This window comes from Pseudoalteromonas sp. H105 (assembly GCF_001469215.1).
In the GTDB taxonomy this organism is placed as follows: Bacteria; Pseudomonadota; Gammaproteobacteria; order Enterobacterales; family Alteromonadaceae; genus Pseudoalteromonas.
The window spans coordinates 86774-97352 of sequence record NZ_LOFH01000005.1 but is presented as its reverse complement, the minus strand read 5'-3'; the positions used below and the strand labels follow the sequence as shown (position 1 = coordinate 97352).

11 protein-coding genes are annotated in these 10579 nt (G+C 42.2%); 8 read left to right on the top strand and 3 right to left on the bottom strand.

Annotated features, from left to right (window positions below; translation table 11 throughout):
• Positions 1-6 precede the first annotated feature (6 nt).
• From murC to lpxC, 6 genes are all read left to right on the top strand, one after another.
• The gene (gene murC / locus ATS75_RS10300) at positions 7-1416 is read left to right on the top strand and encodes a UDP-N-acetylmuramate--L-alanine ligase (RefSeq protein ID WP_058560518.1); all 1410 of its coding nucleotides are present in this window, start codon (positions 7-9) and stop codon (positions 1414-1416) included.
• A complete protein-coding gene (locus tag ATS75_RS10295) occupies positions 1413-2333 on the top strand; it encodes a D-alanine--D-alanine ligase (protein ID WP_058560366.1) in 921 nt (306 codons plus the stop codon). The genes murC and ATS75_RS10295 overlap by 4 nt, the downstream gene beginning before the upstream one ends.
• A gap of 1 nt (position 2334) precedes the next feature.
• On the top strand, positions 2335-3114 hold the full coding sequence (locus ATS75_RS10290; RefSeq protein ID WP_058560365.1) for a cell division protein FtsQ/DivIB: 780 nt from the start codon (positions 2335-2337) through the stop codon (positions 3112-3114).
• Positions 3111-4343 (top strand): cell division protein FtsA, encoded by a 1233-nt coding sequence (ftsA, locus tag ATS75_RS10285; RefSeq protein ID WP_058560364.1) that lies wholly within the window; start codon positions 3111-3113, stop codon positions 4341-4343. The genes ATS75_RS10290 and ftsA overlap by 4 nt, the downstream gene beginning before the upstream one ends.
• A 21-nt stretch (positions 4344-4364) precedes the next feature.
• On the top strand, positions 4365-5609 hold the full coding sequence (gene ftsZ / locus ATS75_RS10280) for a cell division protein FtsZ (protein WP_058560363.1): 1245 nt from the start codon (positions 4365-4367) through the stop codon (positions 5607-5609).
• Positions 5610-5705: 96 nt separating this feature from the next.
• Positions 5706-6617 carry a UDP-3-O-acyl-N-acetylglucosamine deacetylase gene (lpxC, locus tag ATS75_RS10275; RefSeq protein WP_058560362.1) on the top strand — a complete coding sequence of 304 codons (912 nt, stop codon included), beginning with the start codon at positions 5706-5708 and terminating at the stop codon, positions 6615-6617.
• 78 nt (positions 6618-6695) lie between these two features.
• On the opposite strand, the gene yjjG is transcribed toward lpxC, so the two are convergent.
• Genes yjjG through ATS75_RS10260 form a run of 3 tightly spaced genes read right to left on the bottom strand, consistent with a single transcriptional unit; the run spans position 6696 to position 8881 of the window.
• Complete coding sequence (gene yjjG, locus ATS75_RS10270) at positions 6696-7370, bottom strand: pyrimidine 5'-nucleotidase (RefSeq protein WP_058560361.1); 675 nt, start codon at positions 7368-7370, stop codon at positions 6696-6698.
• Positions 7371-7925, bottom strand: a complete 555-nt coding sequence (gene yjjX / locus ATS75_RS10265; RefSeq protein ID WP_058560360.1) for an inosine/xanthosine triphosphatase — start codon at positions 7923-7925, stop codon at positions 7371-7373.
• Between the two features lie 56 nt (positions 7926-7981).
• On the bottom strand, positions 7982-8881 hold the full coding sequence (locus ATS75_RS10260; protein ID WP_058560359.1) for a phosphoribulokinase: 900 nt from the start codon (positions 8879-8881) through the stop codon (positions 7982-7984).
• A 359-nt stretch (positions 8882-9240) separates the two neighbouring features.
• Here ATS75_RS10260 and ATS75_RS10255 point away from each other — a divergent pair, with 359 nt between their 5' ends.
• Complete coding sequence (locus ATS75_RS10255) at positions 9241-10110, top strand: hypothetical protein (RefSeq protein WP_058560358.1); 870 nt, start codon at positions 9241-9243, stop codon at positions 10108-10110.
• Between the two features lie 70 nt (positions 10111-10180).
• Entirely contained in the window at positions 10181-10546 is a 366-nt protein-coding gene (locus tag ATS75_RS10250; protein WP_058560357.1) for a hypothetical protein, read from the top strand.
• Positions 10547-10579 lie beyond the last annotated feature (33 nt).

Genomic DNA, 10579 nt, shown 5'->3' with positions numbered 1-10579 from the left:
CCAGCAATGCGACGAATCAACACTATCCACTTTATTGGTATTGGTGGCGCGGGGATGGGCGGTATTGCTGAAGTATTGGCTTTTGAAGGTTACCGTATTACTGGCTCAGATATAGCCCATAGCGCCATGACTGAGCGCTTAATTAAGGCGGGTGCCGAAGTGTTTATTGGCCACCATGCAAGTAATGTGAAGGATGCGAATGTTGTTGTCGTTTCAAGCGCTATTGATGAAACAAACCCTGAAATTATTGCTGCGAAAGCTGCGCGTATTCCGGTTGTACGTCGTGCTGAGATGCTTGCTGAGTTAATGCGTTTTCGTCATGGCATTGCCATCGCCGGTACCCATGGAAAAACCACGACAACGAGCTTGATCGCTAGTATTTATGCGCAAGCTGGCCTCGATCCAACATTTATAATTGGTGGTTTACTTAATAGCGCAGGAAGTAACGCGAAAGTGGGTAAAAGCGACTTTTTGATAGCTGAGGCAGATGAAAGTGATGCGTCATTTTTGCACTTACAACCTATGGTTTCTGTGATCACTAATATTGAAGAAGATCACATGGATACCTATGGTGGCAGTTTAGAGAAGATGAAAGACACCTATGTGGAGTTTATTCATAATCTACCATTTTATGGGTTAGCTGTAGTGTGTATTGATTCAGAGGTTGCGGCAGAGCTTATTCCTCGATTTGCTCGACCCGTTATCACGTATGGTGAGTCGGCTGATGCAGATTACCGTATGCTTAACTTTAGCCAACAAGGCAATACCTGTACGTTTACGGTACGTACCAAGCAGGGCAATGATTTAACGATTCAGCTGAATATGCCTGGTATACATAATGCGTTAAATGCGACGGCTGCGATTGCTGTTGCAAAAGATCAAAAAATTTCTGATCAAGCGATTTTACAAGCGCTCGATAAATTTGAAGGGATAGGCCGTCGTTTTCAACATTATGGTACGTTTGAAAATGAGTACGGTAACGTTATGCTTGTTGACGATTATGGCCATCACCCATCAGAAGTCGCGGCGACGATTGCCGCAGTCCGTGAAGGGTGGCCTGATAAACGCTTAGTGATGATTTACCAGCCGCATAGATTTTCCCGTACACGCGACTTGTATGAAGACTTTGTCAAGGTACTTGCCGATGTTGATCAGTTATTGCTACTAGATGTGTACAGTGCAGGTGAAGAGCCTATTATCGGTGCTGATAGTAAGAGTTTATGCCGCAGCTTACGCCAGCGTGGTAAAGAGCCATTACATATAGCGAGTAATTCAGAGCTTGCGGGCGTATTAGCGAATATATTACAAGACAATGACTTAGTTTTAACCCAAGGGGCTGGTAATATAGGTCAATTAGTTAAACAGTTAGCGGCAACAGGGTTGTCAATTGAACACCTAAAGCAGGTAGATGTATGACACAGCTTAATACACAGTTTGGTAAAGTTGCGGTGTTATTGGGTGGCCATTCAGCAGAGCGTGAGGTATCGCTTAAATCGGGTCAAGCAGTTTTAAATGCATTACAAAGTGCAGGTGTTGATGCGATTGCTTTTGATCCAAAAGAGCAGCCATTGTGGCAATTAAAAGAGCTTGGTGTTCAGCGAGTATTTATAGCATTACATGGTCGCGGTGGTGAAGATGGTACAATTCAAGGCGCGCTAGAGTTTATGGGCCTACCCTACACCGGAAGCAATGTTTTAGGTTCGGCATTAGCGATGGATAAAATTCGCTGTAAGCACCTGTTTAAATCAGCAGGGCTCAGTACCGCACCTTACGCTGTTGTTGATAGTAAACGGGGTTTTGATACTGCAGCAATAATGGGTGAGCTTAAAAAGGTGATGGTTAAGCCATCTCATGAGGGCTCAAGTATTGGTATGGCACAAGCCAATAATGCCCAAGAATTAGAAGCAGCACTAACAGAAGCGTTTAAGTTTGATAACCAAGTGTTAGTTGAGCAGTGGGTAACCGGTCGTGAATTTACCGTAACGGTGCTGGGTAACGATGTGCAGCCTGTGATTGAAATGACCACACCGAATGGTTTTTATGATTATCAAGCTAAGTATCAATCGACGACAACCGAGTATCATTGCCCTGCGGATTTATCATCAGAAGAGACCACGTTATTGCAAGACATGGCTTTGCAAGCGTTTGATTTAGTGGGAGCAAGTGGCTGGGGTCGCGTTGATGCTATGCAAGATGAACATGGCAATTTTTACTTGCTTGAGGTTAATACAGTACCTGGTATGACGGAAAAGTCGCTGGTGCCAATGGCCGCAAAAGCAAACGGGGCAACTTTTGAGCAATTAGTTGTTCGCATTTTGGAGCAAACACTTTAAAATGCATTCCCTTTTAGAAAAAGCAAAGCAGTTAAAACAGCAACTTAATTGGTCGCTGATTTTTGGTATTAGCTTCTTTCTGATTGTGGTGGTTAGCTTAGTGCGCATTACCAGTGGGGTGCAGCAGTGGCTGGTGGATAACAAAGACGCGCAAATAAAGCATTTAGCGGTACTTGGCGAACCAAAGTATACGGATGAAAAAGCCATTATAATGGCAATAAAAAAGGCCGATTTGTCCAGTTTTTTTGATTTGAATGTGACGGATGTGCAGCATTTAGTGCAAGAGCTTCCGTGGGTTGCTACGGCATCTGTGCGAAAGCAGTGGCCTGATACACTGCAGGTGTATGTTGTTGAGCACCAAGCCGTTGCTGTATGGAATAGTGATTTATTACTTAATCAACATGGTGAGGTATTTCAAGCTAAAAGTGAACAGCTTGATAAGAAGTTACCCCAGCTATATGGCCCAGAAGGCAGTGAGCATGAAGCGTGGACAGCCTATCAACAGTTTGATGATATGCTGAACTTAAATCAATTAAAGTTAACAAGCTTAGCTTTGTCTGAGCGGTTTTCTTGGCAGCTTTGGCTTGATAATGGTATTCGGCTGAATCTAGGTCGAAAAGAAAAAGCAAAGCGGGTACAGCGATTTATTGATGTATACCCACGTATGGAAAAGCGTGCAGATGCACAAGTAGATGTAGTGGATTTACGGTATGATACCGGCCTTGCAGTGAGCTGGAAGCTCCTGGAAGAAGCGCAATTACAAAATAAGAGTAAGGCATGACTAAGTCAGCAGAAAGAAACCTAGTGATTGGATTGGACGTTGGCACCTCAAAAGTGGTGGCCACGGTTGGTGAAATCACGGCAGACAATAAACTCAGTATTGTTGGAATTGGCAGTCAAGTATCCCATGGTATGGATAAAGGCGGCGTGAATGATCTTAATTTAGTGTCTGAATCTATTCGTCGTGCAATTGATGAAGCAGAGCTAATGGCCGATTGTCGTATTAGCTCTGTATATTTGGGTATTTCAGGGAAGCACATCCAATGCCAAAATGAAAATGGCGTCGTTGCAATTAACAATACCGAAGTGACGGAAGAAGACGTAGAAAACGTCATTCATATTGCCCGTTCAGTGCCGATATCAGCAGAACGTAAGATGCTGCATGCGCTGCCGCAAGAGTACAGTATTGATATGCAGGAAGGGATTAAAAACCCACTGGGTATGAGTGGCGTGCGAATGGAAGCTAGAGCCCACATTATTACATGCTCAAATGACATGGCTAAAAATATTGAAAAGTGTGTCGAGCGTTGTGGCTTAGAAGTAGACCAGTTAATATTTACTGCATTGGCGTCATGTTACTCCGTTCTCACAGATGACGAAAAAGAGCTAGGTGTGGCGGTACTTGATATTGGTGGTGGTACAATGGATATCACTATCTATATTAATGGGGCTTTGCGCCATTCTGCTGTAATCCCAGTTGCGGGAAATCAAGTAACGGGTGATATTGCAAAAATATTTCGTACGCCGATATCACATGCAGAGTCTCTCAAGGTACAATATGCCTGTGCAAGCAGCCAAATGGCCAGCAGCGAAGAGACTATTGAAGTTCCGAGTGTGGGTGGACGACCAGCAAGATTGATGTCACGCCACACGTTGTCTGAAGTGGTAGAACCGCGTTTTAGAGAACTATTTGAATTAGCGATGGAAGAGATCCGTCGCTCAGGGTTAGAAGACCAAATTGCAGCTGGGCTTGTAATTACAGGCGGAAGTGCAAAAATGGCAGGTGCCATGGAAGTAGCTGAAGATATCTTCCAAATGCCAGTTAGAGTAGGAAAACCAATCGGGATGGTTGGTTTAACAGATTATGTTGATGATCCTTCATATGCAACGGCAGTAGGCTTATTGCAATACGGCCGAACAATGCAATCGATGAATGCACAAAAATCGAAACCTGAAGGTGATAACAATTGGTGGAACCGCATAACAAAGTGGTTCCAAGGCGAGTTTTAGTACTCAAGTCGGAGAGTAAACATGTTTGATATAATGGAACAACACAGCGAAGAAGCTGTAATAAAAGTTATTGGCGTGGGCGGTGGCGGCGGTAACGCTGTTGAGCACATGGTAAAACAACAAATTGAAGGTGTACGCTTTATTGCGGCCAATACAGATGCGCAAGCGTTACGTAATTCATCAGCAGACATCACAGTTCAACTTGGTACGCAAATCACCTCTGGTTTGGGTGCCGGTGCAAATCCAGAAGTGGGTCGTAGCTCGGCAGAAGAAGATGCAGAAACTATTCGCAACAGCCTTGAAGGTGCCGACATGGTATTCATCGCAGCCGGAATGGGCGGTGGTACAGGCACAGGCGCAGCGCCTGTTGTTGCTAAAATAGCGAAAGATTTAGGTATTTTAACGGTTGCAGTGGTTACACGCCCGTTTGACTTTGAAGGCAAAAAGCGTGCAGCAGCGGCTGAACAAGGCATTAATGAGTTGTCAGAAATTGTAGATTCACTTATTACAATTCCTAACAATAAATTGCTTAAAGTTTTAGGCAAAGGGACTACACTATTAGATGCCTTCGCTAAGGCAAACGATGTGTTATTTGGTGCTGTGCAAGGTATTGCTGAATTAATTACACGTTCTGGTTTGATCAATGTGGATTTCGCCGACGTACGTACGGTCATGTCAGCAATGGGCACAGCAATGATGGGAACGGCTTCAGCATCAGGCCCTGATCGTGCACAAGAAGCCGCAGAAGCTGCTATTTCAAGCCCGCTTTTAGAAGATGTTGATTTAACCGGTGCTAAAGGCATTTTGGTTAACATTACTGCGGGTATGGATATCGCGATTGAAGAATTTGAAATCGTCGGTAATCATGTAAAAGCATTAGCATCTGAAAATGCGACGGTTGTTGTGGGTGCTGTTATTGACCCAGAAATGACTGATGAGCTACGAGTAACAGTTGTTGCAACAGGTCTAGGTGGCGATCGTCGTCCGCAATTTGGTATTGTTGATAATGGCTTTAAAAAAGCATCAGGTTCTGATGTGGCAAGCTCAACGAGCCAGACAAGCAGCAGTATGTATGTACCAAGCTTTGCTAGCCAAGGTAGCAGTAGCCATGAAATCGATAATGCGTCAGCGACAGAAAAACAAGATTCAGGCATGACGGCTCAAAGTGGCAGTGCAAAAACCACTGAAAGTGGTAATAAATCGGATAAGTCAGAAGGTGGTGATTACTTCGACATTCCAGCATTTTTAAGAAAACAGGCTGATTAAGCAAAAATAATTTGCATAAAAAGTGAACAAATTTGGCAGCTGGTCGTATCTGTGATATTATCCGCCGTCTAACTGTAACTATAAGTGAGCGAACCTATGATTAAACAGCGTACGATTGCAGAAGTAGTCAAAGCCATAGGAATTGGACTTCATAAAGGTGAGAAGGTCACAATAACTCTCCGACCTGCGAGCGCAAATACTGGGATTGTATTTCGTCGTGTCGACCTTGATCCGGTTGTTGATTTTGAAACAACACCTGAAGCCGTTGGTGATACGCAGTTGTGTACCTGTTTAACAAATAAAGATGGTGTTCGCTTATCAACAACTGAGCACCTTATTGCGGCGGTAGCAGCAATGGGAATTGATAATCTAATTGTTGAATTAGACAGCTCAGAAGTGCCTATTATGGATGGTAGTGCATTACCATTCATTTACTTGTTACAAAAAGGCGGAATTGAAGAGCAGAAAGTTGCTAAACGCTTTATTCGTATTAAAGAAAAAGTACGTATTGAAGAAGGCGATAAATGGGCCGAAATTGAACCATATGATGGTTTTCATATCGACTTTGAAATTGCTTTTGATCACCCGGCAATCAATGAAAGCCGCCAACGTATCGGTTTAGATATTACGGCGCAAAGCTTTACTGAAGAGATCAGCCGTGCACGTACATTTGGTTTTATGAAAGACATTGAGTACATGCATGCTAATAACCTAGCACTCGGTGGCAGCATGGATAACGCAGTTGTATTGGATGAGTTTAAAGTACTTAACCCAAATGGTTTACGTTACAGCGATGAGTTTGTTAAGCATAAAATACTAGATTGTGTTGGTGATATGTTTATGACGGGCCACAACATTTTAGGTAAAATTACTGCCTATAAATCAGGTCACGACTTAAATAATAAACTACTTCGTAAAATCATGGCAACAGAGTCAGCATGGGAGTGGGCAACATTTGAAACGCCTGTAACTATGCCTGCACCAGGCTTAGAAGTAGCTACAGCTTAATTGCTTGTACTAACAGTTATAAAAAATGACGCTTGATAGCGTCATTTTTTTTGCTTAACTTTCAATAACTCGCAGCTCTTACAGTTCCAATAAATGCTGTAATTGCACCAGTTCAGTAATTCTATACGTTGGCGTAATTGCTGGTGGTAATTCAGACCCTGGGTGTTGCAACCAACAGGTATCAATACCAGCATTCATACCGCCTAGGATATCGCTGCTTGCAGTGTCGCCTACCATCAGAATGTTTTCTTTATTAGGGTTACCCATTAATTTAAAGGTGTGATCAAAGATTTCAACCGCGGGTTTTGCAATTCCTACTTGCTCAGAAATAACTAGCCAGTCAAACATATCCTTTAAGCCAGTGTGCTCCAAACGTCGCGCTTGTAGCTGAGTAAAGCCATTGGTAATAATACCTAACTTGGCGTGTGGCTTGAGCTTTTTAAGCAGCGTTTTAGCGCCTGGTAAAGGCTCACAAATTTCAGCCATCGCAGTTAAAAAGTCATTATTAAGCTGTTGCGCAGGCACGTTAAGCTTATCGGCCCATTCACTAAACCGTGTGACTTGTAAGTACGTTGCTGAAATTTTGTTGTTTTGATAATCAAGCCATAAAGACTTATTCGTTAATTGGTAATGGGTATAATCTGCCTGAGTAAAATCTACATCGTGGGTTGCGAACATGCGCTTAAGGCCAGCGAATGCATTAAAGCTAAATAATGTCTCGTCGGCATCAAATAAAACATGGGTGTATTTCATTTACACCTCCTTTTTGTAAAGTTCAGGGTGCAAGAAGGGCGCCATAGCTAATGTGAGCGCTTGAGTGTAGGTACTTTGGCGTGTTGCATGATTATTTGTTAATAAGCCGATTGCGCCACCTTGTTGCTTGATATTTTGGGTATTAAACGCATCATCCATTACATCGCCAAGCTCTTGGCCTTCCAACAATGCATTATAGAGCACTTGAGGTAGGGGTAAATTGCAGCTGCGCCCAATACTTTTGGTTGTTGAATCGGCGATAACCACAAAGGCAAAGGTTGCAGGTCCGTAACTAAATTTGGCAGCGCCTCCTTCCATAGCGACATAAAAATCAGCTTGATGATGTTGTTGTGCATACGCTACGCGATTTTGCGCTCCAGTGCGGGTTTCGTCTTCGCCTATGGGTTGATCAGGCACTTGAGAAGGGGCGTGTATACCAATGCACTTGATTTCGTGCTCAGGGAAAAGTGCAGTGAAAATATGTTTGGCTGCATTGATTTTAACAGGGTTTTTTGAGCCAACAATAATGTTAAGTATTTTAGTTTTAGGTGCCATACACTACTCCTTCATCACAAAGCGGTAGTGTATCGCATATAACTTAAAAGTATATTTTAAATAGGAATATCAATGGGTGATAAGTCTGCAAGGGCGCGTTTTTTTAAGATGATATCTTTAATGAGTGGGGTTAATACTAACTCCATGGCGAGCCCCATCTTACCGCCTGGTACAACCAAGGTATTAATTCTCGACATAAAACTACCTTCAATCATTTGTAGATAATAAGGGAAGTCAACGTCTTCAATACCGCGAAAACGAATAACCACAAAGCTCTCATCCAATGAAGGAATATCTTTAGCACTAAAAGGATTTGAGGTATCAACAGTGGGCACCCGTTGAAAGTTGATATGAGTGCGAGAAAACTGAGGGGTAATGTGATTGATATAATCATCCATACTGCGCACAATAGACCCCATTACGGCTTCACGAGAATGACCGCGTTCTGAGGTGTCTCTAATTAGTTTTTGGATCCACTCAAGGTTAATAATAGGCACCATGCCAATAAGTAAATCAACATGTTTAGCGACGTCGTGATCTTCATCCACAACCCCTCCATGCAAACCTTCATAGAATAAAATATCTGTATTGTTTTCCAGATCTTGCCATGGCGTAAAAGTACCAGGTAACTGATTATACGGTACCGCTTCATCAAAGGTATGTAAGTATCGACGTAGCTTACCTGCACCTGTTTCGCCATAGTTACTAAATAGATCTTCTAGCGCTCCAAAATCATTTGCTTCACGGCCAAAGTAACTAATATGTTTTCCTTCTTGCTGTGCTTCGCGTACTTTTTTATCCATTTCTGGGCGGGTGTAGCGATGAAAGCTGTCGCCTTCAATAAAAGCTGCTGCAATATTCAAGCTGCGGAAAATATGCTTTACTGCGTTCGTCGTCGTTGTAGTGCCTGCGCCTGATGAACCAGTAATTGCAATGATAGGGTGTTTAGCTGACATAGTTACTCTCGTTTTAGGTAGCACACTAGTTATAAAGTGTAGCAAGGGGGTAGGTCAAGTAGCATCTATCTAGGTTAGTGAAATATACAACGTTTAAGCACAGTAAAAAAATTGTTTTTTGTTAAACAATGACAACGAGTGATTACGTTATAGAAAGCGAAACTGCCGATTTAAACCCTTACTCTTTATGAGTAAATAGCTATTTGTAAAACTAGTTAAATTAATCTTTAGTAATACTGAAGTGTTTTTTAGGTTTGAGGATGCTTATATAGTTCGTTAAAAATAGAGATAGAGAACAGATTTGGGGATCCATTCAAAATAGCGCTATGATATAGCCAGAATAATAACCATAGAGATAGATCAAATTGACTTTAATACGACAAGGATTTGCCATTACGGCTTTGTTACTACCATTTTTTGCAAGCAGTGCGATGCCCAAAAGTGAAATTTTACTCGCCACATTAAATACTGAATATGGTTTACAGGTAAGCCGAATTACATCGGGAGATCGTTATAATAATCAGCCTTTGCTGACAGAAAAAGGCATTTACTTCACACAAGAAGTGCAAGAGCAGACGTTAAGTCAAACGGACTTGGTATTTTACAGTTTTGCGGACCAGCAAAGTTATAACCTCACGAACAGTGCTGTTAGCGAATATTCGCCTACTTTAACCCCTTCAGGCGATGCATTATCCGCGATTGTGGTGGAAGCGAGTGGTCAGCAAAAGTTGTGGCAATACCCGCTTGAGTCAAACGAACAGCCACGCCGTATTTTTGAATGGATAGAGCCCGTTGGTTACCATGCATGGGGGCGTGATAATGATGTGGTCATGTTTATATTAGGTGAACCACATACACTACAATACACCAAAGTGGCAGCTGCAAAAGGTAACGTAGTTGCCAAAGATATAGGTCGAACACTTACGTTTAATACAACATTGTCTGCGTTTACTTTTAGCTACAACAAAGAAGGTAAGAATTGGCTAGCCAGCTACTCCCCGAGTACTCAGGCTGTCAGCGATATATTTCGTTTACCTGAGAATGTGCAATATTATGCATTTATTAATGATGATGTCGTTATTTACTCACTTCATAACCGTATTTACAAGCGCAGCATTAGTGAGCCGGGTAGCGTGTCTTTATGGCTTGACTTGACGCCTTATTGCAGCACACAGATCACCCGTTTAAGTTATAATAATGAGCAGCTTGCATTTGTATGCAGCAAGTAGCTTAGGGGTTTTCAACCTCGAGTTGTAAAATAACTGACAGCCAATAATCTATTGAGAATAAAGGATAACCATGACAGTTACACCTGAGCAGATTCACGAACAACTTGTTGCATTAGCATGTCGCAGTAACTTCAAAATAAAAAACATCTCTGAATACATGTTACCAAATTCAAAAGAGGCGATTTATTTGCATGTTGAAGGTGGACAAGCAAAACTAGTGTTACGTCCAGCTCTTGAAGTATTCAGCGATGATTTTAATGCAATTGATGGGGTAAGCCGCATCGCGGGCTTTTTCCATAGTAGTGAAATGACGCGTTTTCCAACACGTATCTTTAAGAGTGCAAACCCTATTCATTATGGTATTGGATTTAAAATGACAAGTGTTGAGGGCGCTACATCTTTTATCACTCAGCTAGTTAAAATTATTAATGGATAGCTAAATATACGATGTGTTGGCTATAAAAAAACG

Excerpts from the sequence above, each read along its gene's own strand:
- ftsZ (WP_058560363.1), top strand. The coding sequence starts at position 4,365 with ATGTTTGATATAATGGAACAACACAGCGAAGAAGCTGTAATAAAAGTT.
- murC (WP_058560518.1), top strand. The coding sequence starts at position 7 with ATGCGACGAATCAACACTATCCACTTTATTGGTATTGGTGGCGCGGGG.
- lpxC (WP_058560362.1), top strand. The coding sequence starts at position 5,706 with ATGATTAAACAGCGTACGATTGCAGAAGTAGTCAAAGCCATAGGAATT.
- ATS75_RS10295 (WP_058560366.1), top strand. The coding sequence starts at position 1,413 with ATGACACAGCTTAATACACAGTTTGGTAAAGTTGCGGTGTTATTGGGT.
- yjjG (WP_058560361.1), bottom strand. The coding sequence starts at position 7,370 with ATGAAATACACCCATGTTTTATTTGATGCCGACGAGACATTATTTAGC.
- ftsA (WP_058560364.1), top strand. The coding sequence starts at position 3,111 with ATGACTAAGTCAGCAGAAAGAAACCTAGTGATTGGATTGGACGTTGGC.
- ATS75_RS10260 (WP_058560359.1), bottom strand. The coding sequence starts at position 8,881 with ATGTCAGCTAAACACCCTATCATTGCAATTACTGGTTCATCAGGCGCA.
- ATS75_RS10290 (WP_058560365.1), top strand. The coding sequence starts at position 2,335 with ATGCATTCCCTTTTAGAAAAAGCAAAGCAGTTAAAACAGCAACTTAAT.
- ATS75_RS10250 (WP_058560357.1), top strand. The coding sequence starts at position 10,181 with ATGACAGTTACACCTGAGCAGATTCACGAACAACTTGTTGCATTAGCA.
- yjjX (WP_058560360.1), bottom strand. The coding sequence starts at position 7,925 with ATGGCACCTAAAACTAAAATACTTAACATTATTGTTGGCTCAAAAAAC.